The sequence below is a fragment of the Cognatishimia maritima genome (genome assembly GCF_900129685.1).
Lineage (GTDB): Bacteria > Pseudomonadota > Alphaproteobacteria > Rhodobacterales > Rhodobacteraceae > Cognatishimia > Cognatishimia maritima.
Genome location: NZ_FQWM01000001.1, coordinates 929531 through 952940, shown reverse-complemented (window position 1 = coordinate 952940; position 23410 = coordinate 929531). Strand labels below are relative to the sequence as shown.

Below are 23410 nucleotides of genomic sequence, written 5' to 3'. Positions count from 1 at the left end.
GAGAGCAAAATGGCTGATGAAAGCATCTATGCAGGCCTGACCCAATTGGGCGGCCAAACAGAACTGCCCGCGACCCCTGAAGAGGCGGTCATGGAACGTGTACCCAATCCACAAAAGGGCAATGACTATGCCGTGCGCTTTACCGCGCCGGAGTTCACCTCGCTTTGTCCGCTAACGGCGCAACCTGATTTCGCGCATATCGTGATTGATTATGTGCCGGGGGATTGGCTGGTGGAAAGCAAGTCGCTGAAACTTTTCCTCGGGTCTTTCCGCAATCACGGTGCTTTCCACGAAGATTGTTCTGTGACCATCGGCAAACGGCTGGAAGAACTGCTGGACCCAAAATGGCTGCGCGTCGGGGCCTATTGGTATCCGCGTGGCGGCATTCCGATTGATGTTTTTTACCAGACCGGCCCAGAGTTGGCGCATGTCTGGATTCCAGACCAGGGCGTGCCAACCTATCGCGGTCGCGGATAAAGGACGTATAAGAAAAGGGCGCGGCTTAAATCGCCGCGCCTTTCACCTTTGTTCAAATACTCTGGGGTGAATGCGCGCAGCGCAGAGGGGCAAAGCCCCAAACATTCCCCATTTATCAAAGCGTAATATGTCGCGCTCGTGCGCCGCGTTCGATTGCCGCCGCATGCAGCCGGTCAATTGACAACTCATAGCGGATTTCTTCCAACAGCCGCAGTTCCGGCTCCAGGATCATCCCATCCGCTGCCGCCACATCGCAGGCCAGCGCATAGGCCGTCTCAAACAGTCGTTCTGGCAGGTTGTCACGCACCAGCCCAAACAGCGCTGCCAGCCCGTCTTCCTGTTCAAAGAGGTCTAAGACCGTCTGTGAGACCACGGTCAGCCGGTCGATATCATAGTCACCAAACACCGGCAGGTTATTGACCGCCGATTGGATCTTAATCAGTTCCGCCGTGCGGATGTTTTCATCAGAGGCGGAAATTGCCACCATGACCGCCACCAGACAGTCTGCAGGTGTCCATGGGTGCGGGGCTTCTTGGGTCATTGTTTTGGCTTTCTTGGAATAAGTGCTTGGAAATAAGATATGGTGCGTGCGTAGGGCGGGCAAGCGCGAAAGGAAATTGGGCGGCGAAATCCTGCATTTGGCCCTTCAAAAGACTAAGGGTCGCTTCCGTTTCAGCACCCAGCGGGTCAACAAACATTGACCATGCTGCAAGAGCAAACTATGCAACGCCGGTCGCCTCTGCATGGGGCAGGGCGGCGATTTACTGGAGAGTACAATGTCTGATCTGCGCGATGCTGCGATGAGTTCAAAAGCCTGGCCCTTTGAAGAGGCGCGCCGGGTTCTCAAACGCTATGAAAAGCAAGCGCCGGAGAAGGGCTATGTGCTGTTCCAAACGGGTTACGGGCCATCGGGCCTGCCGCATATCGGTACATTCGGAGAGGTCGCGCGTACCACGATGGTCAAGCGCGCGTTTGAGCAGATGTCGGATATTCCGACCAAGCTGATCTGTTTTTCGGACGATATGGATGGCTTCCGCAAGGTGCCGACCAATCTGCCAAACCAGGAAGAACTGGCGCAGGATTTGCATCTGCCGCTGACCAAAGTGCGTGATCCATTTGGCACGCACGAAGGCTTTGCGCAGCACAACAATGCGCGGCTTTGCGCGTTTTTGGACAGCTTTGGGTTTGACTACGAATTTGCCTCTGCAACCGACTATTACACCGGCGGCAAGTTTGATGAAACCTTGCTGGTCGCTTTGGAACGCTTTGAAAAAATTCAGGAAATCATGTTGCCGACCCTGGGTGAAGAACGCCGGGCGACCTATTCGTGCTTCCTGCCGGTCAGCCCAAAAACGGGCCATGTGCTGCAGGTGCCGACTCTAGAACGCAATGTTGCGAAAGGCACGATTGTCTATCAGGAACCGGATGGCGAGAAAATCGAAATTCCGGTCACCGGCGGCAACGTTAAGATGCAGTGGAAGCCTGACTGGGCGATGCGCTGGGCCGCGCTGGGCGTGGATTATGAGATGTCGGGCAAAGACCTGATCGACTCTGTCACGCAATCCAGCAAAATCTGCCGCGCTTTGGGGCAACGCCCACCGGAAAGCCTGTCTTATGAATTGTTCAACGACGAACAGGGGCAGAAAATTTCTAAATCGAAAGGCAATGGCCTGTCGATGGAGGAATGGCTGACCTATGCTGCGCCGGAAAGCCTGCAATATTTTATGTATCAAAAGCCAAAGACCGCGAAGCGGCTGTTTTTTGATGTGATCCCGAAGGCAGTTGATGAATATCACCAGCAGCTGCGTGCCTATCCGGGCCAAGACCTGAAGGGGCAGTTGAACAACCCGGTTTATCATATCCACGGGCAGGACGTGCCTGCGTCAGACATGGTGGTGCCGTTCTCGATGCTGTTGAACCTTGCCAGCGTGTCCTCTGCCGAAGACAAAGATACAATGTGGGGCTTTATCAACAAATACGCCCCGGAGGCGACGGCGGAAACACACCCCGCGATGGATGCGGCAGCTGGGTTTGCCGTGCGTTATTTCCATGACTTTGTGAAGCCCACCAAGACCTACCGCGCGCCAACCGATCAGGAACGCGCGGCACTGCAGGCCTTGGCAGCGGCCTTGGCCTCTGAAGACGCGGCATTGGCGGCGATTGCAGAGAAAAACAAGATTGTTGGCAATGATGATCCGCTGCCCGTGGCGGATTTTGCCAGCGATGAGTTCCTGCAATCTGTGGTTTTTGCCATTGGTAAGATCCACGGATTTGAACCGCTGCGGGCGTGGTTCTCGACGATTTATGAGGTTCTTCTGGGTGCCTCTCAGGGGCCACGGTTTGGCGGTTTCATTGCGCTTTACGGCGTGCAAGAGACCATCAACCTGATCAACAGCGCCTTGGCTGGGGAATTCGCCAGCTAAGGATTAAGTCTGCATTTATGAGAAAGCCCGGGTTTTGCCCGGGCTTTTCATTAGCAACAGCCCCCGCCTGAGCCTGAGGCTGCGCCGCAGCAGCCGCTTTGGGCGGGTGAGACTGACCGGCTTCGTGCCGCCACAGCAGGTTTACACTGTGCGCCCAGCGCGATCAGCGGCAGCGTCACTACTTTCCGGTCCACTTTTGGCTCCCCAAGGGCGAATAGTTCTAATCCATTGTTAGAATGAGAAAATTCCACGCGCGCCTCTGCGTCGTTTAGGGCGGGGATTTCCTTTAGGCTGTGCCGCAATATCCCAAGCAGTTTGCCCGCCTTCATGTAAGCGCCGTCGCGCCCATCCAGCAGTTGCATCGTGACTTCGGAAAATCGCGCGACATTGCCACCGCAATCAATGCTGGTGACGGGCGCTGATTTCAGTTCGGTCAGGTGATAGCCCGCGCCGATGGTCGCATCAGCGGTGTGATAGACAACCGGAAAGTCGGCAGGCTGTTCGGCCAGAAAATCGGCAAGATCATTTAGGTGCATGGGTCCTCTTTCTGTTTAGAGCTTTCATTTCAATGATTCTTGAAATATATTGCATGGGAAAGCTAACGTTTCAAGAGATTTTGAAATATGGATGAGACATCTGCCCTGACCGCCTTTGCGGCGCTGTCCAACGAAAGCCGCTTGCGCGTTGTCAAAGCCTTGGTGGAAGCAGGGCCTGACGGCTTGAGTGCGGGGGAGATTGCCGAAAGGTTGGGGGCGACGCCGTCGCGCGCCTCGTTTCACCTTTCGGCCTTGGCGGACGCGGGACTGGTCACGTCGACAAAGCAGTCCCGAAGCGTGCGCTATGCGGTGCGGTTTGAAGCGATGGGTGGTTTGGCGCGCTACCTTTTGGAGGATTGCTGCAAAGGCAATGCAACGGCGCGGTCTTGCTGCGGATAGAACGGCCTCTGGCCTTTGGTAAAAATCGCGCTAGTTGTTCGGAATGGAGGGCTGAAGATGCGGAAATTGTTTGCGGTTGTCTTAGTGGTGCTGGGGAGCGTTGCCTACGCGCAGGGTGATGACATCCAAGCCACAATTGATGCGCAGATTTCAGCCTTTTCTGAGGATGATTTCGCGAAAGCGTTTTCCTACGCAAGCCCCTCGATCCAAAGGATTTTTGGAGACGAAGATCGGTTTGAGGCCATGGTGCGTAGGGGCTATCCCATGGTGGTTGAACCAAAAGAGGTCCGGTATTTTCAGACCCGGCAGGATGAAATCGGCTACCGTCAGCAGGTGCTGTTTCTCGACCAGTCCGGGGCCTCTCATTTGCTGGAATACCAGCTTGTCCAGATCGATGGAGAATGGCGCATCAATGGTGTTTGGATGGTGCCGCTGGGGCCCGCTGCCTAACCCCATTGAACCGTCACCGAACGCATAGATGACCCGCGCTTAATCCCTTTTTGCCTACCCTGATCCACGCCGCCGCTTGTCGCTTATCGCTGGATCAGGAAAGGGAATTGGATGAACAAGGCTATCACTGAGGGTTTGCTATTGATGCCGCCTGCGTTTTCGGCAGGGCTGAATGTCTGGTCAAGCGAGGACGGGACACCCGGATCAGAGACCTACGATGGGGCGGTGAATGCGGCCTATGTGCCGGCGGATGCAGATTTTGCGGGTTGTTTGGAGCTGTTGAAAAACCAAGCCACGCAGCGCTTGCGTTACATGGGGCAAACGCCGTTGCAACCGGGGTGTTATCTGCAAATCAAGGCGCGGGTCAAAGCCATGAGTGGCGCGCTGCCCAATGTGCGCATTGCTGCTTGGGCCGGGGATGGGACCGAAAGCCATGTGCCCGGTTTGGTCGAGGTGGGGCCGACTGTTGCACTGACTTCATACGGAGAGGTTGTCGAGGTCACGGCCATTATCGGGTCTGGCAATCGGGGTGGGGTTGATATGGCCTGGGGGACCACGCCGATTTACGCTCATATCGGGCTTGATCTGACTGGTGCGACCGGGGGTGTCGTGCGGATTGACGATATTGAGGTGGTCGATCTGACTTCGGCCTTTCATCGCGACATGATGGCGATGGTTGATGTGCGTGATTACGGGGCTGTTGGCGACGGCACGACCGATGATACCGCCGCCTTTGAGGCGGCTAATGCGGCTGCGAACGGGCGCACGGTGCTGGTCTCGGCTGGGACATACCTTTTGTCAGGGGGGATGGTGTTCACCGAGCGCGTCCGTTTTGAGGGCACCGTGACCATGCCGCGCGAGGCAATCTTTAGCCTGACCAAGAACTTCGATCTGCCCGCCTATATTGATGCTTTTGGCAATGAACAACTTGCCTTTGAAAAGGCGTTTCAGTCATTGCTCAATAGCGCCGAACACGAGTCGCTGGATTGCGGTGGGCGCAAGATTACCATCACAGAGCCGATGGATATGCAGGCGCTGGTGCCCAATCGGGACAGTTATGCCCAGCGGCGCAATATCATCAATGCGCAGTTTTACGTGTCGGGCGACAGCGCTTGGGAGGATGATGTTGCCACCTCCAGCGGGACCTATTCGACGTCGAATGCGCGCGTCCTGACCAATGTAACCAATGTGGCCAATGTGCAGGTTGGGTCTTTGGTGACGGGCAATGGCGTTGGGCGTGAGGTCTATGTGAAGTCCAAGAACAACGCGACGCAAGAGATCGAGTTGAGTGCGCCGCTTTATGACGCCGTCGGCACGCAGACTTACACATTCACGCGTTTCAAATACATCATGGATTTCTCGGGCTTCAGCAAGCTGCAGCGGTTCTCTCTGTCACATGTGGAATTGCTGTGTAACAGCAAGGCAAGTGGCATCCTTTTGCCGCCCGCCGGGGTGATCTTTCATGTGCGCGACAGCTGGATCACGCGGCCCAAGGACCGGGGGATCACAAGCCATGGAGAGGGCTGTCAGGGCATGTTGATTGACCGCTGCCAGTTCCTGACAGACGAAGCAGATGAACGGGCGCAGGATCGTAGCACCATTGTGCTGAACACCAACGCCAACGACGTGAAACTGCGCAACAACCGCGCGACGCAGTTTCGGCATTTCGCGGTTTTGGGCGGGTCCAATAATATGGTGATTGGCAACCATTTTTTCCAAGGAGATTCCGAACCAGATGGCGTGCGGACGGCGGGGATTGTTGTCTGTTCGGGTTATTGCTCGACCACGATTGCCGACAACTATGTCGATAATTGTTCGATCGAATGGACAAACGAGCGGGATGCGACCCCTGACTTTAGCAGTGGCTTTTCCTTCGCAGCCCTAAGCATCGACAACAATGTATTCCTGTCAGGTGATGTGGCGTCTTGGTTTGGCTATTTGGTGGTCAAACCCTATGGTGCCGGACATTTCATTGGCGGGCTGAGTGTGACCGGCAACAAGTTCCGCAGCGTCGATGGCGCGATTGATCGGGTGGACCGGGTGGATGAAAGCTTTGCGTCGCTGGATATGTCCAAGGGCAAGAACATCCTAGTGGACGGCAATACCTTCCATCAGATTACGACGCCGATCTACAATCCGCTGATGGTCACCCACGATCAGAATTCAGCGGCGAGCAGTTGGACCGTGCAAACCGGCGGGCAGTTGCCCTTTGGCGGGCAGGCGCGGTCGGTGCAGTCGGTTGTGACAACGGATCGTTTGCGCACATCTGCCAATCAGACGCGCTGGGCGGTGCCTTATGTGGATTTGCAACAGGGGAGCAATGGCGATCAAATCCGGCTTAACTGGCAAGAGCCATTGACCGGCGGGGTCGCGGTTAAGGTGTCGATGACGGCGGTGTAGCTTGATAAGTGTCTAGCGCCAGAACGCTACGTATTCGACCATCTCGGCGAATTTGCGCGCTGTCATCAGTGCGCCGTCGCCGTCTAGCCAAACCTGATCTGCCCCAACTGCTGCAATCAGCGAGGCCGCGAGACTAATCGCGAGTGAGTTTGTCATTGGTTGTGCCCTTCTTGCCCGATGGCAAGACTATGCCAGAGGGACCCGGAAGGGCGCAACTATACATAAGATAGTGGGCGGTGGGCCGCTGTTAGATCAGTTGCCCCATCTTGGCCGCGACATCTGCCATACGGGCAGAGAAGCCCCATTCGTTGTCATACCATGCCAAAACGCGCACGGTGCGGCCGCCAACAACCTTGGTTTGGTCGGGCGCAAAAATAGAGCTTTCGGTGGTGTGGTTGAAGTCGATGGACACTTTGGCTTCTGGGTCATAGCCCAAGACGCCTTTCATATGGGTCGCCGCAGCTTCGCGCACCACTTCGTTCACATCCTCGACCGTGACGTCTTTGGAGGCCACGAAGGTCAGGTCCACGGCAGAAACGTTTGGTGTCGGGACGCGCATCGAGGTGCCGTCGAGTTTGCCTTTAAGTTCAGGCAGCACTTCACCAAGCGCCTTGGCCGCCCCGGTGGAGGTCGGGATCATCGCCATGGCGGCAGAGCGGGCACGGTAGAGGTCGGCGTGGCGACGGTCGAGCGTCGGCTGGTCGCCGGTGTAGCTGTGGATCGTGGTCATCAGACCGTTTTCGATGCCAATCGCCTCGTGCAGGACTTTGGCCAGCGGGGCCAAGCAATTGGTGGTGCAGGAGCCGTTAGAGATCATATTGTCATTGGCGGTCAGCAGATTGTCGTTGACGCCGAAGACCACGGTTTTCTGCACGTTTTTCGCTGGGGCAGAGATCAGGACTTTCTTTGCGCCGCGTTCGAGGTGTTTGGCCGCCTTTTGGCCATCGTTGAACTTGCCGGTGCATTCCAGAACGATGTCGACACCGGTCCAGTCCAGGTCATCCATATCGTAGGTCGAGAACATCCGCATCGGGCCTTGGCCGACATCCATGGTGCCATTTTGAACGACAACGTCATTGGCGAAACGACCGTGGACAGAGTCATAGCGGATCAGGTGGGCTGAGGTTTCAATGGGGCCGGTCGCGTTGACCTTCACCACTTTCACATCCTCGCGCGCCGCTTCGGCAATGTGCATCAATGTGCAGCGTCCGATACGGCCAAAGCCATTGATACCAACTGTGACGGTCATCTGAGTGTCCTCGCTCGATCATTCCGGTTTGGGGGCGGTATAGACCTCAATTGTCACAAGAAAAAGAAAAAACACCTTTTTCGTCAATGTGTTAGCGATAACGGCGGGGTGTATGGGACCGTTGGCGATAACGGTGGCGACACCGTTTGCGATAACATGGCCTAGGGCAGGGATGAGAAGGCCGCGAGGGCGCGGGCGCGCGAATCTTTGAGGTCCACAAGCGGCTCTGGATAGCCCTGGAGCGCCTTTCGGATCTCGGCCGGGGCCTCCCATGGGGCATGCCGGTGTTTCACCGGCAGCGCCGCAAGTTCTGGCACGTAGGTTGTGATATAGGTGGCCTCTGCATCAAACTTGCGTGCCTGTGTGACCGGGTTGAAAATGCGGAAATAGGGCGCGGCGTCGGCCCCTGATCCGGCGACCCATTGCCAACTGGCGGCGTTATTGGCGGGGTCGGCATCTACCAGTGTGTCGTGGAACCATGCGAGGCCCTCGCGCCAGTGGATCAACAGGTTCTTGATCAGGAAAGACGCGACGATCATGCGCACGCGGTTGTGCATATAGCCCGTTTGCCACAGCTCTCGCATGCCCGCATCGACAATCGGAATGCCGGTCTGGCCGCGCTGCCAGCGTTGGAGCGCTGCGTCATCGTCGCGCCATGGGAAGGCATCAAATTTGTCGTTCAGGTTTTTGTGGTCAAGGTCCGGGTGGCGGTAGAGCAGGTGATAGGAAAACTCGCGCCACGCCAGTTCTGATTTGAAATGCGCGGTGTCGTGGGTGGTGGGTTGCTTTGCTATCGCGTGCCAGATCTGGTTCGGAGAGATTTCCCCAAAATGCAGATGCGGAGAAAGGCGCGAAGTGGCGTTCGCCGCGGGCACGTCGCGGTCTGATTTGTAACCATCGAGCGGCCCATCAATAAACGCTTCTAGCGCAATCCTTGCACCGGCTTCGCCAGGATTCCAGCCATCCATCATGTCAACGTGCCAGTCGCGATCTGGCAGGAGTTGATCCAGCAGTGCGAGGTCGTCGTGGGGCTTTTTCACCAAATCCAGTTTGGGCGCGGGCAAAGGTGCGCGCGGCGGGGCGGCAGCTTGGCAGCCGCGTTTATAAAACGGAGTGAAGACGCGGTAGGGGGTGCCGTCAGGTTTCTTGGCGTCCCAAGGCTCCCACAGCAGGGAACCGTTTAGGCTATGGACCTCAACGCCATTGCCTTGCAGCGTCGCCTTTAGCGCTTGATCCATTTCAATGCCTGCCGGGTCATAGCGGCGGGTCCATGTGACCGTGGTGATTTCGTTCTGGGCAACGAATTCGGGCAAGGCTGTTTGCGACGGGCCTGAAAGGAGGCGCAACTGCCCGTCAAGCGATTGGTTGAGCGCGTGCAGGCTATGAAAAAGCCAGACTTTGCTGGCCGCGCCCATTGCCGCCAGTTCCGATGGGTCAAACAGGTAAACAGGCAGCACGTCCCCCTTGGCCGCGCGGCTCAGCGCCGGGTTGTCCGCCAGCCGCAGGTCTTTGCGAAACCAATGAAGATGCTTGCCCATTTGTGCCTCTTGTTCTCATTTTCGGGCTTTCAGCCGCCAATGATCGAGATAGTGCATTGCACCTAAATGACCAGCCCGGCTGGATCAGGTCATTTCGCCAGCGAGGTCTTCAAGGATCGGGCAATCGGGGCGGTGATCCCCTGCGCACCCTTTGATCAGGGTGCTGAGGGTGTCGTGCATTCCTTGCAGGTCGGCCATCTTGCGTTCGATATCTGCGAGGTGCTCCAGTGCCAGCGCTTTGACCTCGGCGCTGCTGCGCTCTGCGTCGTCATATAGCGCAAGTAACCTGCGGCATTCATCGATGCTGAACCCCAGCGCGCGTGCGCGGGCGAGGAATTGCAGGCGGCGCAGGTCCGTTTCGGAAAAGCTGCGGTAGCCGTTGTCGCCGCGTTTCGGGGTGACAAGGGCGATATCCTCGTAATAGCGGATGGTCTTTGTCGGCAGGCCAGAGGCCTTGGAAATGTCACCGATGTTCATGCGCTTGCTCCTTGTTGGGACTGTGAGGTGCCAAAGCCACGCAGCCGCAGGGCGTTCATCACCACAAAGATCGAACTTAGCGCCATCGCTCCTGCGCCCAACATCGGTGACAGCTGCCAGCCGAGCCAAGGATAGAACAGCCCTGCGGCCACCGGGATCAGCAGAACGTTGTAGCCAAAGGCCCAAAAGAGGTTTTCGCGGATATTTTTGAGCGTTGCCTTGGACAGCGCGCGTGCTTTTAGCAACAAAGACAAGTCGCCCGACATCAACACCACATCGGCACTTTCAATGGCAATGTCAGTCCCGTCACCCATGGCGATCCCAACGTCCGCCTGCGCCAAGGCCGGGGCGTCGTTCATACCATCGCCAAGGAAGGCGACGGTGCCGAACTTGTCTTGCAAGACTTTGATCTTTGCAGACTTCTCTGCCGGTAGGACACGGCCAAAGGCTTCGTCGATGCCGAGTTGCGTGGCAATATGGCGGGCTGCTTCGTCTCTGTCACCAGAGATCAAGGCCGTGCGCACGCCATTGTCTTGAAGGGTACGGATCATGGCTTTGGCCTCTGGTTTGATCTGATCTGCAAGGGCAAAGACCGCTTGAACCGCGTCTTCGACGGCAAGAAAGACCGGCGTCTGGCCTTTTTCAGCCGCCGTATTAAGTGCGTCCGCAAAGGGCGCAAGATCCAGCTTGAGGTCTTCGGCAAAGCCGATGGAGCCGAGGTAGACCGTTTTGCCGTCAACCTCTGCGCTCAGCCCGTGTCCGACTTGCGCTTTGACATTTGTGGCCTTAGGCAAGGTCAACCCCTCTGCTCCCCGCAGAAAGGCTTTGGCAATCGGATGTTCCGAGCCGCTTTCGACGGCAGCGGCCAATTGCAGGACGTTTTCCCGAGTTGTGTCGGGGTGGGTCGCAATGTTAGCGATTTCGGGTTTGCCAAGGGTCAAAGTGCCGGTCTTGTCAAAGGCAACCACGTCAACTTCGGCGAGGCGTTGCAGAGCATCACCGCGTGCAAACAAAACACCAAGTTCTGCGCCGCGCCCGCTGCCGACCATGATCGAGGTGGGTGTGGCCAACCCCATGGCACAGGGGCAGGCAATGATCAGAACCGATACCGCCGCGATCAAGGCGTGGGTCAGCGTGGGTTCTGGGCCGAGGACATACCATGCGGCGAAGGTCGCAAGCGCAATGGCAATCACGATCGGCACAAAGATCGAGACAACCCGATCCGCCATGGATTGGATTGGCAGGCGTGTGGCCTGTGCCTGTTCCACTGTATTGACGATGCGGGCTAGCAGGGTGTTTTCCCCAATGTCTGTTGCGCGGATGTTCAGCGCGCCGGAGCCGTTGGTGGTGCCGCCTGACACGCGATCACCGATGGTTTTGGCCACCGGCAGGGGTTCGCCGGTCAGCATGGATTCATCGATGTCAGAACTGCCCTCAACAATCTCTCCGTCCACTGGCGCGCGTTCGCCAGGTTTCAGGATCACAATGTCACCAACAGCCAAAGCTGCAACCGGGACCTCGCGCTGTTCACCTTTCTGAAGGATCGTGGCCGTGTCTGGCATTTGGCCCAGCAGCAACTCAATCGCGGATCCCGCCTGCGCGCGGGCGCGATCTTCGAGCCAGCGGCCCAGAAGAATAAGGGCAACGATGACGGCGGCGGCCTCGAAATAGACGTTGCGCGCGCCTTCCGGGAACAATGCAGGCATGAATAGAACGAGGCTCGAATAGGCCCAAGCGGCAAGGCTGCCAAGCGCAACGAGCGTGTCCATATTCGGCTGGCCTTTGAACAGCAGCGGCAGACCCGTGCGGAAAAACCGAATGCCGGGGCCGAAAAGCACCAGCGTTGTCAGGATAAATTGCACCGCCCAGACTGGCATCTGCCCAAAGGTCATCACCTGCCAGTGGTGGAAGGCAGGCACCAAATGCCCGCCCATTTCCATCAAAAATACCGGCAGCGCCAACGCGATGGCCAATAGGGCGCGATTGCGGGCGGCATGGGCCGGTTTCTGTTGGACTGTTTGTGAACCGGACTTATCTGGCAGATGGGCGGAATAGCCTGCCGATTTGACGGCGGAAATGGCATCTGCCTCGGGGATCGTGGCCCCGGTCAAATAGGCTTTGCCGATCGCAAAGTTGACATAGGCGCTGTCCGTTCCGGGAACTTTCGCCAAAGCTTTTTCAACGCGCGAGGCACAGCCTGCGCAGGTCATACCTTCGATTTCTAGGGTCAGTGTATCCGTGGCCATCGTTCATTTCCTTCCGAGTGCCTCGTCTACATAAAGGTTCCAGTCACTGGAGGGTCAAGGGGTCTTTGGCACGGAGTCAGAAAGAAATGTCAAAAACTCGGTTTCAGTGTCCTGCCAGATGTCTGCAATCTCATGCGCGAGGGCTGCGTCCATGGCGGAGTTTGGGTCTGACAGGGTGTTTTCCAAACGCGCGAGCGCTTCGTGCATTTGGCACATGCCAAGGACCGCCGCCGCGCCAGAGAGTTTGTGCGCCAAGCTGCGGTCGTTTTCTGTCAAAGTGGATGGCGATGTGAGGCTTTCAAGCAGAGGCGCAATGTCGCGTGCGAATTCCTGATGGTGTTGGCGCAGATCGGACAGGCCGATATTGTCGACGACATCTTTCAAAACAGCAGGATCAAGCCGACCAGCTGGGCGCGCTTCTGGTTCTTGCGTCGTTGAATCGGCGCGTTGCACAGCGCCTGTGATGGCCGCAATCAATGCCTGCGAGCTGACCGGTTTGTGCAGCACATCCTGAATGCCGGCTTGGGTGATCTCATCTGCATCGGGGGGCAGCACCTGCGCGGTCAGAGCAATGATCACCGACTCTTGGGATGCGCCTTTGCCGTCGCGAATGGTGCGCGCGGCGGTGATCCCATCCATGCCGGGCATGCTAATGTCCATCAAAATTAGGTCGAATTTTTTGGCCTCGGCAGTGGCAACGCCCTGTGCGCCGTCCGTCGCTTCGGTCACTTGATGGCCAGCATTGCGCAGCATGTCGCCGGTGATCATGCGATTGATTTCATTGTCTTCGACAAGCAGTATATTGAACGACTGCATATGATCGGCGGGCAAGGGGCGCAGGGGCATCTCTTTCTGTGATGTGCTGACCTCGGGCAGTGGAACGCGGAACCAAAACAGGCTGCCTTCGCCAAGGATACTTTCGGCCCCGATTTCCCCGCCCATCGCACGCACAATGCGTTGGGTGATGCCAAGGCCAAGACCGGTGCCCTGTCTTTGCCGGGCGAAGCTGGCATCCCCTGCAAAGAAGTCGTCAAACACCTTTGGCAGTTCATCTTCCGGGATGCCCATGCCGTCGTCTGAGACGCGGAACTCGATCAGGTCGTCTTTGCCAAACAGGTCCACCTCAGCCGAAACCTGCCCGCTCGGGGCAAATTTGATTGCGTTGCTGATCAGGTTCAGCAGACATTGTTGCAGTCCCTGCAACTCGCCTGCGACCAGATGCGGTACATCCTCGGCCACTTGGACCTTGAGCGTAGTATTCAGGCGCGATGCCACGGCACGTTGGCTATCGACAGTATCTGTCACGATCTTGCGTAGGTTCAGGGGTTGGGGCTCGCGCAACTCAGATCCTGCATCCAGCCGTGACATTTCCAAAACGTCATTGATGTGGCGCATCAAGACGTCGCCAGAGGTGCGCATGGCGGCGACGTAGCTTGCCTGTTTATCGGTCAGCGGTGTGGCCTCTAGAAGGTCGGCAGCACCGATCACGCCGTTCAGGGGGGTGCGGATTTCGTGGCTCATGACCGCCAAGAGATTGGCCTTGGTGCGTTCGCCTTCTTCGGCTTGATCACGGGCTTGCAGCAAGTCGGCCTCGGCTTTCAGGCGCGCGGTGATATCGCGCACATAGGCGACAAAAATGTCATCCTGTGCTTCGGTGGTGGTCTGCATTAATGAGACCTCTGCTGCGAACTCTGTGCCATCCAGACGCAAACCGGTCGCCAGTTTCCGACCTTGTCCAACCAGCCCGGAAGCCGCAGGGTTGTTGTAAGACTCGGGCCCCTCGGGATTGCGGATCAAGCCGCTCAGATGCAGAAGGTCGTCGACGGCATCTTCCAGCCCAAACATGGTCTGCGCGGCCCGGTTGCTTTCTAGCAGAAAACCGTCTGGGTCGGTCACCAGAATACCATCGAGAGCCGTTTCAATCATCGTGGCGATGCGTGCGCGGGAAATGCGGATCGCCTTGGACGCTTCCCGCGTCTCGCGATAGTAAATTCGCGTCACAAAGAGGACCATCAGCAAGCCGATGATCAAGAGCATGGTCGCGCTGGCAAGTTGGCGCAACAGTGTGCGGGTCTCATCGCGGATCGACTGCGTTTGGATCGCCGCGTCGTTCAACCCCGTCAGAGCCAACTGCCGGACCTGATCTTCGACATCGCGGGTGAAGCTGGCAAGCATCGGAAGATCACGGAACAGCTCTGTGTCGCTGCCATCAATATAGGGCAGGGCAGCATCCAGATAGCTGCGGATCGCTTCGAATTGCTCGCGAAAGCCGTCGCGCGACAGGAAAGACGTGTAGCGGTCACTTTCTTGCAGGGTTTGAATGCGGCTGTAAAAGATATCGAAGCGGTTGCGGACCTCTGTCAGATCATCAACAGCGTCAGCGCTGTATAGAACCGTTGTCAGTCGGCGATAGTCGACCTCGGCTTGTGCCAGCGTCCAGATTTGGTTGTCCGCCCTGGCGTCAGACAGCGTGTCGATCTGCCGTAGGATGTTGGCCAGCATTGAGCCAATCTGCAGCAGCGCCAATAACAGCAGCAAAATAAATGCGGCTGTTCTGAACCCATCCGAAAAACGCATACCCTCTTGGCCTCACCTTGCGGTGCCCAGAGACTACTTCACAACCTCAAGGCGATCCAATTGCCAGATGCTGCGAGCATAGATGGTTTCGGTTCGAAAGTCTTGATCAGAGTCAAATGGATAGACAATCCACAAGGGCCCTTTGTCGCGAAGTGACATAATCTCGCCATTGCGCAAATAAGCGACAATCGCGCCGCCTTCTTTGGCGTCTTCAATGGGAATCGTCACCATATAGTCATTCACGGCATGGGCGCGAATCTCTTGGCCGTGGGCATCAAGTTCGTCCAGCAAGGCGTGGAGCGAGACGCCGGTAAACGTCTGCACCCCCTCCGTCCAGATGGTGGAGGTTTCAATTGTGGTCGGTGGCAGTTGTGCGAGAAGCCTACGGTCAAAGGCAGCTTTATCATCTGTGTTTGTGACCGAAATCTCTCCGCTCACGGTTAGGATTATGGGGCCTGCCGGGGTATCAAGCCCATTGGCCATAGTGGAAAGTGGCAAAAGAAGCAGGCCAAAGGCCATCAGTGCTTTGTGTAAGTTCATTCTAGGAACCATTTTTTCTAATCAAACGTGTTTAATGCGCGCCCCGAACAACTTTGAGCATGTTTCTTTGTAAAAAGCACCTATGCGAAAGACTAGGGGAGTATTGCTTTTCTGTGGAAATCTGTCTCCTTTGCACGATATACTCAACTTTAGATTTAGAGGCTCTTTGGGAAAATCGAAATCGAACAGCAGTTTAGTTTGAAACTGAGTTGCGATGGAGACAGTCGGCTTCAACCGATCGCATTTAAGGATAAGCGGTTTAGAGATGCGGATATTGATTGCAGATGACCACGGGTTGGTGCGCGATACGCTTGCGGCCTACCTGAAGAACGCGGGTGAGAAAGATGTGCACCTCGCCAGCACCCTTCAGGAGGCGCTGGATATTGGTCAGGCTGAAGGGCCATTTGATCTGTTGCTTCTAGACTACAACATGCCCGGCATGCTGGGGCTGACGGGGCTTGAACAGGCCATCGACGCCGGGGTTGCCAAAGGCGTTGCGATCCTGTCCGGGAATGCGCCGCCCAATGTGGCGCAGGATGCGATTGAACAGGGGGCAATTGGCTATCTGCCAAAAACCATGACCGCGCAAAGCTTGGTGAATGCCGTGCGTTTCATGGCAGCGGGGGAAACCTATGTGCCCGTTTCGCACTTGGCCGGTCAGGTGGATGACAATCCTCTCGCCCAGCAGCTAAGCCGCCGAGAGGCCGAGGTCTTGAACGGGCTATGTCGTGGGCTGGCCAATAAAGAAATCGCCCGCGAATTGAACTTGCAAGAAGTCACGATCAAGCTGCATGTGCGCACGCTCTGCCGCAAACTTGACGCCAAGAACCGAACCCATGCCGCGATGATCGCGAAGGAAGCGGGACTGTTTTAGGCGCGGCGGCTGTGGTGACCCAAACTGTCACCCGATGGTCACGTTACGACATTTCCTGTCCGAGATGGTTTCACCTCCGCGGAAAGCAAGTAGTCTCTGCTCTAAACAGAATCCCGAGCACGCAATACAGGTTCTAGATGAAAACGAATTTCGCGGGCGTTATGGCCCTTTGCTGCGGCGTTATGATCGCCGGGCAGCCGACCACGGCAACCGCAGAGCAAATTGGCTATGGCCGTTTGGTTGTGAATGACTTCCTTGGGGATGGGCAGGATCGCTGGCGTTCGGGGTCGATTGTGGGCAGTCACGTCTTTGGGCAGGTTGGGCAGAGTAATCAGCCAGATGCCTTTGGCGATGTGATTGAGTTGCGCATCTTGGGGCAGGTGATTGCGCCAGATAATTTGCAAGTCTTTGACGCAGACGACCGGCGCTATGCCGGGGCGCTGTCCATCGGGGCGCATACGCATTGGCAGCAGCAAGGCGTTGAATTTTCCTTAGGGGCCGACGTGACCTTGGTCGGGCCAAGCACCGGACTTGCTGATTTGCAATCGGGGTTCCACGATCTGATTGGTCTGCGAGACCCTGCCGACGCTGTTTTTGACAACCAGATTGGTGACAAGGTCGTGCTGACCGGCGTGGCTGAAGTGGGGTATACCTTTGACCTTGGCGGCAATGCTGCGCTGCGCCCCTTTGTGGAGGCGCGCGTTGGGGATGAAACGCTGATACGCACGGGGTTTGACCTTGTGATTGGACAATTTGGGCAGGATGAAATGCTGGTGCGCGATCCTGTGTCGGGCCAACGCTACCAGACCATCCGCAACAACCGGCCCGGTTGGTCGCTGATCGCTGGGGCAGATATCGCCCACGTGGACAGCAGCATCTACCTGCCGGCCTCCACCGTGACTTTGGAAGAAACCCGAGAACGCTATCGGTTGGGGCTGAATTGGCAGGGAGAGAAGGCCAGCGTCTATTATGGCGCAACGTGGCTGAGCCCGGAGTTTGCCGAACAAGGCGAAGGGCAAGTGGTTGGGGCCGTGCGCATCAAGCTGCGGTTCTGACCCGGAGCGCCGGTTCTGCCCACATGACTTCTGGCTTTTAAGCCACTGGTATCAATCCGAGATTCGATAGGGGCTTCCCAGAGCGAATCACTTTTGCTACGTTGGCTGCTAATAAGAATATGAGGCAGGACACAGGCAAATGGGAACGGGCTTTCTGGGCACGTTCGTCATCTCCTGGTCGCAAACTGAAGTAGACGGTCTTGGGGCTGCACCCATAAGCGCTATACAAAAAGGCGCGGTGTGGTCATGGCATGGAGACGCGGTGCGGGTCGATGGCCCAACCGAACTGTTGCGACTAGAGCGTGGCGAAAACGAACTGATCTTGCGGCGCAAGGCGGCCCGCATGGTGCGCAAGCTTGTTGGCGCGGCCATGAGCGGGACCAATGCCGTTGATGAGATCGAGGTCGAAGAACCTCTGCAGGACAGCACCTTTGTCGTCTCCGATGGGCAGCAAAGCTATACTGTCACTGTCATTCCGGTTGAAAACGGCACGTCGCTGTTGATGTTTGTCGACCAAATCCCGCCCAAGAACGCAGAGCTTTGGGTGATTCATCATGCCTTGGACAAAGCCGCGGCTGACCCTCAGGATCCGCTGGCGGCGCGGGTGATTTGTTTCACCCCCGGCACATTGATTGAGACACCTGGCGGTCCGGTGCCGATTGATGCGCTGCAAGAGGGTGATCTGGTCACCACAAAGGACAGCGGCCCGCAGCCCATAGAGTGGCTGGGCGCGCGCAAAATGACTGGCGCGCGGCTCTTTGCGATGCCGAAACTGCGCCCGATCCGCATTCGGGCAGGGGCCTTGGGGCCAGATTATCCCCAGACCGAACTTGTCGTATCGCCCGAGCACCGCATTTTGGTGCGGGGGGAAGTCGCGCGGGCGCTGTTTAACACGCCCGAAGTTCTGGTGTCGGCACGGCAACTGGAAAACGGACGCACGGTGTTGCAGGATTTTCGTGTGCGCGAGGTGACCTATATGCACCTGATGCTGCCCCGGCATGAGATCATCTTTGCCAATGGCGTGGAGACCGAAAGCTTCCATCCGGCAGACGCCGCCATGTCAGCGCTGGATGATACCGATCGCGCGCGGCTTTTGGCGCTCAATCCAGACCTTGCTGAGCGCCCTTATATCTACGGCGATCACGTGCGGCGGCAGTTGACGGCGTCCGAGGCCGCGATCCTGCGATATGAGGCTGCTTAAACGCGGCTGAGATTTGAGCACCTGCAGCGGTTTCCGCGTTGACTCCCCTACATTCCCCTCTATAAGCGCCATTTCATTGGTGTTGGTGGCCCCCGCAAGGGGATTCCTGTCATTCCGGCAATAACCGGAAAGAGGACAACGCCCTTCGAACCTGCGTTTGCGACCCGAAAAGTGGGAACCGGTTTTCGGATCAAGTCGCGAAGCACTTAACATGAAGGAGAACAGCCGTGACCAAACGCACGTCTGCCAAGTACAAAATTGATCGCCGCATGGGCGAAAACATCTGGGGCCGTCCAAAGTCCCCACTGAACCGTCGCGAATATGGCCCAGGCCAGCACGGTCAGCGCCGCAAAGGCAAAATGTCAGACTTCGGTCTGCAGCTGCGCGCAAAGCAGAAACTCAAAGGCTACTACGGCGACCTGACCGAAAAGCAATTCCGCCGCATCTACGGTGAAGCCGAGCGTGTCAAAGGCGACACCGGTGAAAACCTGATCGGTCTGCTGGAGCGCCGTCTGGACGCGGTTGTTTACCGCGCGAAATTCGTGCCAACCGTATTCGCAGCCCGTCAGTTCGTGAACCACGGTCACGTCCGTGTGAACGGCAAGAAAGTGAACATCCCATCCTACCGCGTCAAAGAAGGCGACGTGATCGAGGTGCGTGATCGTTCCAAGCAACTGGCCGTTCTGCTGGAAGCCGTTCAACTGGCAGAGCGCGATGTGCCTGACTACATCGACGCGGATCACTCCAAAATGACAGCGACTTTCGTGCGCACTCCGGGCCTGTCCGACGTGCCATACCCTGTCATCATGGAACCAAACCTGGTTGTTGAATTCTACGCGAAGAACTAATCTTCGCCGACATTTAAAGAATTTGAGAAACCGCGCTGGGAGACCAGCGCGGTTTTTTTTGTTTTTTGGACGCGCTGTAGTGCGCTTGTGATCAACTCGAGCAGTGCCGGGTGTAAAGTGCTAAGTTAGCAAAGCTTCACATACTAACTATCCTAACTACCCTTCAGAAATCTTCCCGGGGAACCCGTCTACTACAAGGTAGAGATAGCCATGCCGTGTTGAAGAAGTTAGCGCGGCAGAATGAGTTTATGACTGAAAATCAGACAAGAGCGCGATTCAAACCGGTCGGTAAGGCAACAAAGAACAAGCAAAATCCAATTCAAAGGTTTGTTGCAACCACTACCGCATAAAGTGTAGTGTCAGCACGTAGACGCTATATTTTGAGCAGGAAGAGCAATTATGGTAAACAGGCGGCTTGAGAAGTACGCACTTTTCTCAAAAGATTTCAAGGGCCTGCCTAATGGTTGGCACAACTTGCGCTCATGTAATTTCTTGGTAGGCGAGAACAGCACTGGCAAGTCTAGTTTTCTGCAATTGATCGAGCTAATTGATTCTCGCCAACACATGCTATTTCTTGACATCTTGGATGCAGTCGATGGGATCGAATCTGTTTTTGACGTTTGCTCTCGAATTAGTGGTTCTAAAGAAACAACCATTGGGTTTCTAATAAAAGAAAGGACGAAGCCGGACCAAGACCTGAGAATTCGTGCGCGACTTATCACGTACAAGGCTGTTAGAGATGAACTCCGTGTGTCAAATGTAACAATCGTGCACGACGGTACGGTCTTAAGGCTCAAGCGAGGCAAGGATAGAATTTCGTACCGCTACGATGCATTCAAGTATGACACCAGCGCCAGTCATGCCGAAAATGGATCCGCCATAGAGCACATTCACAACAATTCATCGGACCGCTTTAATCAGCACCATGATGTTGAATGGGAAAGTCAGCCGGACAATTGGATATGGTTGGAGGCATTGAATGCTGCAGTGCGCAACGAGAAGGGAAAGCCGCGAGTAACAGCAGTAAGTTATCCCCCTCTCGGTTGCCTGACGCATGGGCCTATGCGTGCTAAGACAAGAAGACTGCATCATGGATCTAAGAGCCAGTTTAGCAGTACTGGTGAGCATACTCCATTTATGCTGCGTGACGTACTGACTGGTAACCCTGAATTGGCGGAGTCAATCAATGAATTTGGTCGCGTAAGCGGTCTTTTCGATGAGATAGTTGTAAATACTATTAAGACCAAAGTGAAAGATAAGCCCTTTGTTCTCCAAGTCCGAAAGGCAGACAAATATTTCTATGTGGACGAATTGGGTTTCGGCGTTGGTCAAGTGCTCCCAATTATTACCGACATTTCATTCTACCCATCAGGCACCTCATTTTTGATTCAGCAGCCTGAGTTACATCTGCATCCAAAAGCCCAAGCTGCACTAGGTGATGTGTTCCACAATGCGACGCTAGACGGTAGCGCCCTAGTTGTTGAAACTCACAGCGATTTCATAATTGATCGTTTCAGAATGGCTCTAAAAAAGGGTGACCGAGATTTAAGATCTCAAGTGATCTATTTCGACAAGACGACGCAAGGTGAAAACAGCGCCCATGAAATTGAGATTGATGAAAACGGCTCGTTTGTAGATCCCCCAGAAAACTTTAGGAGCTTTTTTGTAAAAGAAAGTATTGAAAAGTTTGAGTTGCTTTAATGCCCGAATATATTCTTGACACCTGCGTGGACATTGATCCCAAGCACGCAAATTATCCGGCCTATTTTTTCAAAGACTTACTCTCTAATACTCGAGTCAAGTTAGTAATCGGAGGAACTAAAGCGCTAGAGGAGGCAAAGGCCAAGACAAAGCTAACTGAACTCTTGAACAACCTGCGTGATAGGAACCAAGTCATTGTCGTTTGCCAAGAAAAAGTTGATGATGCAGAGAAGCAACTCAACGACAGGATTCAAACAATAATTGGCGACGTACCACCTGAGTGCGACGACCTTCATATCTTTGCTTTGGCAAATGTGAGCGGCTGCCTACTCGTTATTTCACGCGATAATCGAATGGCCACTTGTAGAAACAATATCAGAAACTACGTGGGCCATGCATATTGCCCAGATATCTCAGTCATTCAAAACGAAGCCTCATACAAAAAAACAAAATAGAGCATTTCTCAAAATCGCACAGGTGTAGTTTCACGCAGTAATGCTCTCAACGCCTTAAGACCGTAGGTCGCGATGCGCGCGCAAATGATATGACCTGCAACTAAATTTTTTCATTAGTTCCTCAAAACTTGAAATATAACTTTACCCAGTAGAAATGATCGGCCAGCCGCACTTTGTGGCCCCCCTCATCCCCCAAAACTCCCCCTGAATTCCGTCGGGGTCAGCCCGGTGAAATCTCGGAACGCGGTGTTGAAGGCTGAGAGCGAGTTATAGCCCACCGAAAAGGCGATCTCTGTGATCTGGCGCTGCGGGTCGGCGAGGGCTTCGATGGCGTGGTTCATGCGCAGGCGGCGGAGGGCTTGGCGCCAGGTCATGCCGAGTTCTTCAGAAAAACGGCGCGCAAGGGTGCGGGGGCTGAGGGCGACCTGCGTGGCGATCATCTCAAAGCTGGGCTCGCCCGCCAGTTGGGTTTCGGTCAGGGCCAAGGCCTTGCGCACAGCGTCGCTTTTGCCCGAAGGTAGCCCCGCGCGCGAAGGCGTTTCCGCGAGTTTCCATGTGGTCACGGCCAGAAGCTGAAAAAGCTGCATGCCATAGTCATCCAGCGTCGCATCCGGGCCGTAGGTGCGGCAGGCCAAGACCAATTCGCGTGCCAGCGGGGTCATTTCAAAGACCGAGAGGCTGGCCTTGGGCGCGGCGACAAAGCCCGTGTCAAACAGCACCGAACAGGCCGACAGGCGCTGGGGCATGGCCACTGTGATCTCTCGTCCCGCATGGATCAGCGCGGCGCGGGCGGGGGGCAATGTCCAGCCGCGGCCCTCGGCCTCAAGCCGCATCGCGCCCTTGGCCGCGTAAAGCAGGTAATGACGATCCATCACCAGCGTTTTGCTGGGTTCCGGGTCAAAGTCTTTCACAAAGGCATAAGCCGGGGGCAGGGTCATGGGATGACTGTAGCGGGCTTGCTGCTATTGCGCGAGAGGCGTGGCCGTAAATCGTTTGGAGACCGGCGGGGCCGTCATCTTTGGCCCCAAGGCTGCTCCGATGGCGGCAAAGTTTTCGGAGGCGAGATAGGTCGCAAAGCCATCCTCGTTGTCCCATTCGTGTACGATTTCCAGCGTGTCTGCCTGTTCGGGGTTGAGGAAGGCCTGAAACTTTTGATTGCCTGCCATGGCGCGCACCTTCTGTGCCTCTTGCAAGAGCAGGGACAGCGCTGCGTCGCGGTCTTCGGGCTGAACGCGGAATTCGACGTGGGCGATAAGCATGATGGTGATCCTTATGGTTTTTCAAAGACATATCCCTGCGACACGCGCGAGGGCACGCCGGTGGGAAAGGGGACGACAGCGCGCAGGGTCAGCCCCGCCGAAGCGCCCATGGCGGTGATGTCAGCTGTGGAGAACCAGCGGTGACGCCATTTGAGCCAGATAAAGACCTGACAGAAATGCGGTTTCGAGATGGCCAGCAACAGCGTCCCACCTGGTGCCGTGATCCGCGCGAGGTGGGACATGGCTGCAAAGGGATCGGGGCAATGTTCAATCACATGGGCGCAAAGCGTCACGTCGTAGGGTTTTGCAGGGCTATGTGCTGCAAGGTCTTCGCAGATTGTCTGCGCCTGAGGATGGGCTCTTTGCGCTTCGGCCAGCATGTTGTCAGCGCGGTCCAGCAGCACGTGATCGACAGGGCGTTGCCGCATGGCGCAATAGGCCGTGGAGAAATCGCCGCTGCCCGCACCGACATCCACCATACGCAGGGCGCGGTCCGTTGGCGCAAAGCTGGCGAGGTGCCGGTAGGCGGCTGGGAAACGGTGTTGTTCCAGCATTTGACTCCAGATTGGCGCGGCGGCGTTGTATCGGTGATCAAGTTCCATGAGGCCCCTAACGTTTTGATCGACTTTAGGGGCGCATCTGTGGGTCGGCTTTCGTGGGTCGGACAGATTTGCGCTCTGGCCGGACAGTCAGGCGGACATGCGC

At 56.1% G+C, this 23410-nt stretch carries 23 protein-coding genes; 11 read left to right on the top strand and 12 right to left on the bottom strand.

Annotated elements, in window-relative coordinates:
* Positions 1 to 9 precede the first annotated feature (9 nt).
* Positions 10 to 477, top strand: coding sequence for a preQ(1) synthase (gene queF, locus BUA39_RS04975; protein WP_072791498.1), 468 nt, complete (start codon positions 10 to 12; stop codon positions 475 to 477).
* Between the two features lie 115 nt (positions 478 to 592).
* On the opposite strand, the gene BUA39_RS04970 is transcribed toward queF, so the two are convergent.
* The gene (locus BUA39_RS04970; RefSeq protein ID WP_072791496.1) at positions 593 to 1018 is read right to left on the bottom strand and encodes a tellurite resistance TerB family protein; all 426 of its coding nucleotides are present in this window, start codon (positions 1016 to 1018) and stop codon (positions 593 to 595) included.
* Between the two features lie 235 nt (positions 1019 to 1253).
* On the opposite strand from BUA39_RS04970, the gene BUA39_RS04965 reads away from it, so the two are divergent.
* Positions 1254 to 2900, top strand: a complete 1647-nt coding sequence (locus BUA39_RS04965; protein WP_072791495.1) for a lysine--tRNA ligase — start codon at positions 1254 to 1256, stop codon at positions 2898 to 2900.
* 50 nt (positions 2901 to 2950) lie between these two features.
* Here the strand turns inward: BUA39_RS04965 and BUA39_RS04960 are convergent, their stop codons facing one another.
* Positions 2951 to 3436 carry a DUF6428 family protein gene (locus tag BUA39_RS04960; RefSeq protein ID WP_072791493.1) on the bottom strand — a complete coding sequence of 162 codons (486 nt, stop codon included), beginning with the start codon at positions 3434 to 3436 and terminating at the stop codon, positions 2951 to 2953.
* An 87-nt stretch (positions 3437 to 3523) separates the two neighbouring features.
* On the opposite strand from BUA39_RS04960, the gene BUA39_RS04955 reads away from it, so the two are divergent.
* The 3 genes from BUA39_RS04955 (at position 3524) to BUA39_RS04945 (ending at position 6685) form a co-directional block, all read left to right on the top strand.
* Positions 3524 to 3835 carry an ArsR/SmtB family transcription factor gene (locus tag BUA39_RS04955; protein WP_072791491.1) on the top strand — a complete coding sequence of 104 codons (312 nt, stop codon included), beginning with the start codon at positions 3524 to 3526 and terminating at the stop codon, positions 3833 to 3835.
* A 57-nt stretch (positions 3836 to 3892) separates the two neighbouring features.
* Positions 3893 to 4285, top strand: a complete 393-nt coding sequence (locus BUA39_RS04950) for a DUF4864 domain-containing protein (protein ID WP_072791489.1) — start codon at positions 3893 to 3895, stop codon at positions 4283 to 4285.
* 111 nt (positions 4286 to 4396) lie between these two features.
* Positions 4397 to 6685 carry a glycosyl hydrolase family 28-related protein gene (locus BUA39_RS04945; RefSeq protein ID WP_072791487.1) on the top strand — a complete coding sequence of 763 codons (2289 nt, stop codon included), beginning with the start codon at positions 4397 to 4399 and terminating at the stop codon, positions 6683 to 6685.
* Positions 6686 to 6697: 12 nt separating this feature from the next.
* Here the strand turns inward: BUA39_RS04945 and BUA39_RS16780 are convergent, their stop codons facing one another.
* The 7 genes from BUA39_RS16780 to BUA39_RS04915 form a co-directional block, all read right to left on the bottom strand.
* Positions 6698 to 6841: a hypothetical protein gene (locus BUA39_RS16780; RefSeq protein ID WP_165610482.1), complete on the bottom strand. Its 144-nt coding sequence runs from the start codon at positions 6839 to 6841 to the stop codon at positions 6698 to 6700.
* A gap of 91 nt (positions 6842 to 6932) precedes the next feature.
* Positions 6933 to 7934, bottom strand: a complete 1002-nt coding sequence (gene gap / locus BUA39_RS04940; protein WP_072791483.1) for a type I glyceraldehyde-3-phosphate dehydrogenase — start codon at positions 7932 to 7934, stop codon at positions 6933 to 6935.
* Between the two features lie 161 nt (positions 7935 to 8095).
* Positions 8096 to 9472: a cryptochrome/photolyase family protein gene (locus BUA39_RS04935; protein ID WP_072791482.1), complete on the bottom strand. Its 1377-nt coding sequence runs from the start codon at positions 9470 to 9472 to the stop codon at positions 8096 to 8098.
* An 84-nt stretch (positions 9473 to 9556) separates the two neighbouring features.
* Positions 9557 to 9949, bottom strand: a complete 393-nt coding sequence (gene cueR, locus BUA39_RS04930; RefSeq protein WP_072791480.1) for a Cu(I)-responsive transcriptional regulator — start codon at positions 9947 to 9949, stop codon at positions 9557 to 9559.
* Complete coding sequence (locus tag BUA39_RS04925) at positions 9946 to 12195, bottom strand: heavy metal translocating P-type ATPase (protein WP_072791479.1); 2250 nt, start codon at positions 12193 to 12195, stop codon at positions 9946 to 9948. Before BUA39_RS04925 ends, cueR begins: the two co-directional genes overlap by 4 nt.
* 54 nt (positions 12196 to 12249) lie before the next feature.
* Positions 12250 to 14772 (bottom strand): hybrid sensor histidine kinase/response regulator, encoded by a 2523-nt coding sequence (locus tag BUA39_RS04920; RefSeq protein ID WP_072791477.1) that lies wholly within the window; start codon positions 14770 to 14772, stop codon positions 12250 to 12252.
* Between the two features lie 33 nt (positions 14773 to 14805).
* Positions 14806 to 15312, bottom strand: coding sequence for a putative pterin-binding protein (locus BUA39_RS04915; protein ID WP_072791476.1), 507 nt, complete (start codon positions 15310 to 15312; stop codon positions 14806 to 14808).
* 265 nt (positions 15313 to 15577) lie between these two features.
* Here BUA39_RS04915 and BUA39_RS04910 point away from each other — a divergent pair, with 265 nt between their 5' ends.
* The 6 genes from BUA39_RS04910 to BUA39_RS04885 all read left to right on the top strand — a co-directional run bounded on the left by BUA39_RS04910 (position 15578) and on the right by BUA39_RS04885 (position 21446).
* Positions 15578 to 16186 (top strand): response regulator transcription factor, encoded by a 609-nt coding sequence (locus BUA39_RS04910; RefSeq protein ID WP_072791474.1) that lies wholly within the window; start codon positions 15578 to 15580, stop codon positions 16184 to 16186.
* Positions 16187 to 16323: 137 nt separating this feature from the next.
* Positions 16324 to 17241, top strand: coding sequence for a lipid A-modifier LpxR family protein (locus tag BUA39_RS04905; RefSeq protein WP_072791472.1), 918 nt, complete (start codon positions 16324 to 16326; stop codon positions 17239 to 17241).
* A gap of 139 nt (positions 17242 to 17380) precedes the next feature.
* A complete protein-coding gene (locus tag BUA39_RS04900; RefSeq protein ID WP_072791471.1) occupies positions 17381 to 18442 on the top strand; it encodes a Hint domain-containing protein in 1062 nt (353 codons plus the stop codon).
* Positions 18443 to 18669: 227 nt separating this feature from the next.
* Complete coding sequence (gene rpsD / locus BUA39_RS04895; protein ID WP_072791469.1) at positions 18670 to 19290, top strand: 30S ribosomal protein S4; 621 nt, start codon at positions 18670 to 18672, stop codon at positions 19288 to 19290.
* Between the two features lie 399 nt (positions 19291 to 19689).
* Positions 19690 to 20991, top strand: coding sequence for an AAA family ATPase (locus tag BUA39_RS04890; protein WP_072791467.1), 1302 nt, complete (start codon positions 19690 to 19692; stop codon positions 20989 to 20991).
* Positions 20991 to 21446: a hypothetical protein gene (locus tag BUA39_RS04885; RefSeq protein WP_072791465.1), complete on the top strand. Its 456-nt coding sequence runs from the start codon at positions 20991 to 20993 to the stop codon at positions 21444 to 21446. The genes BUA39_RS04890 and BUA39_RS04885 overlap by 1 nt, the downstream gene beginning before the upstream one ends.
* A gap of 185 nt (positions 21447 to 21631) precedes the next feature.
* Here BUA39_RS04885 and BUA39_RS04880 read toward each other — a convergent pair whose 3' ends face one another.
* From BUA39_RS04880 to BUA39_RS04870, 3 genes are read right to left on the bottom strand one after another with little or no spacing between them, the layout of a single operon-like run.
* Entirely contained in the window at positions 21632 to 22384 is a 753-nt protein-coding gene (locus BUA39_RS04880) for an AraC family transcriptional regulator (protein WP_072791463.1), read from the bottom strand.
* A gap of 24 nt (positions 22385 to 22408) precedes the next feature.
* A complete protein-coding gene (locus BUA39_RS04875) occupies positions 22409 to 22705 on the bottom strand; it encodes a putative quinol monooxygenase (RefSeq protein WP_072791462.1) in 297 nt (98 codons plus the stop codon).
* An 11-nt stretch (positions 22706 to 22716) separates the two neighbouring features.
* Positions 22717 to 23307, bottom strand: a complete 591-nt coding sequence (locus BUA39_RS04870; RefSeq protein WP_072791460.1) for a class I SAM-dependent methyltransferase — start codon at positions 23305 to 23307, stop codon at positions 22717 to 22719.
* Positions 23308 to 23410: the final 103 nt, after the last annotated feature.

Bases quoted from the DNA above. Each gene is read 5' to 3' on its own strand.
- queF (WP_072791498.1), top strand. From the start codon at position 10: ATGGCTGATGAAAGCATCTATGCAGGCCTGACCCAATTGGGCGGCCAA.
- BUA39_RS04970 (WP_072791496.1), bottom strand. From the start codon at position 1,018: ATGACCCAAGAAGCCCCGCACCCATGGACACCTGCAGACTGTCTGGTG.
- BUA39_RS04965 (WP_072791495.1), top strand. From the start codon at position 1,254: ATGTCTGATCTGCGCGATGCTGCGATGAGTTCAAAAGCCTGGCCCTTT.
- BUA39_RS04960 (WP_072791493.1), bottom strand. From the start codon at position 3,436: ATGCACCTAAATGATCTTGCCGATTTTCTGGCCGAACAGCCTGCCGAC.
- BUA39_RS04955 (WP_072791491.1), top strand. From the start codon at position 3,524: ATGGATGAGACATCTGCCCTGACCGCCTTTGCGGCGCTGTCCAACGAA.
- BUA39_RS04950 (WP_072791489.1), top strand. From the start codon at position 3,893: ATGCGGAAATTGTTTGCGGTTGTCTTAGTGGTGCTGGGGAGCGTTGCC.
- BUA39_RS04945 (WP_072791487.1), top strand. From the start codon at position 4,397: ATGAACAAGGCTATCACTGAGGGTTTGCTATTGATGCCGCCTGCGTTT.
- BUA39_RS16780 (WP_165610482.1), bottom strand. From the start codon at position 6,841: ATGACAAACTCACTCGCGATTAGTCTCGCGGCCTCGCTGATTGCAGCA.
- gap (WP_072791483.1), bottom strand. From the start codon at position 7,934: ATGACCGTCACAGTTGGTATCAATGGCTTTGGCCGTATCGGACGCTGC.
- BUA39_RS04935 (WP_072791482.1), bottom strand. From the start codon at position 9,472: ATGGGCAAGCATCTTCATTGGTTTCGCAAAGACCTGCGGCTGGCGGAC.
- cueR (WP_072791480.1), bottom strand. From the start codon at position 9,949: ATGAACATCGGTGACATTTCCAAGGCCTCTGGCCTGCCGACAAAGACC.
- BUA39_RS04925 (WP_072791479.1), bottom strand. From the start codon at position 12,195: ATGGCCACGGATACACTGACCCTAGAAATCGAAGGTATGACCTGCGCA.
- BUA39_RS04920 (WP_072791477.1), bottom strand. From the start codon at position 14,772: ATGCGTTTTTCGGATGGGTTCAGAACAGCCGCATTTATTTTGCTGCTG.
- BUA39_RS04915 (WP_072791476.1), bottom strand. From the start codon at position 15,312: ATGAACTTACACAAAGCACTGATGGCCTTTGGCCTGCTTCTTTTGCCA.
- BUA39_RS04910 (WP_072791474.1), top strand. From the start codon at position 15,578: ATGCGGATATTGATTGCAGATGACCACGGGTTGGTGCGCGATACGCTT.
- BUA39_RS04905 (WP_072791472.1), top strand. From the start codon at position 16,324: ATGAAAACGAATTTCGCGGGCGTTATGGCCCTTTGCTGCGGCGTTATG.
- BUA39_RS04900 (WP_072791471.1), top strand. From the start codon at position 17,381: ATGGGAACGGGCTTTCTGGGCACGTTCGTCATCTCCTGGTCGCAAACT.
- BUA39_RS04890 (WP_072791467.1), top strand. From the start codon at position 19,690: ATGGTAAACAGGCGGCTTGAGAAGTACGCACTTTTCTCAAAAGATTTC.
- BUA39_RS04885 (WP_072791465.1), top strand. From the start codon at position 20,991: ATGCCCGAATATATTCTTGACACCTGCGTGGACATTGATCCCAAGCAC.
- BUA39_RS04880 (WP_072791463.1), bottom strand. From the start codon at position 22,384: ATGACCCTGCCCCCGGCTTATGCCTTTGTGAAAGACTTTGACCCGGAA.
- BUA39_RS04875 (WP_072791462.1), bottom strand. From the start codon at position 22,705: ATGCTTATCGCCCACGTCGAATTCCGCGTTCAGCCCGAAGACCGCGAC.
- BUA39_RS04870 (WP_072791460.1), bottom strand. From the start codon at position 23,307: ATGGAACTTGATCACCGATACAACGCCGCCGCGCCAATCTGGAGTCAA.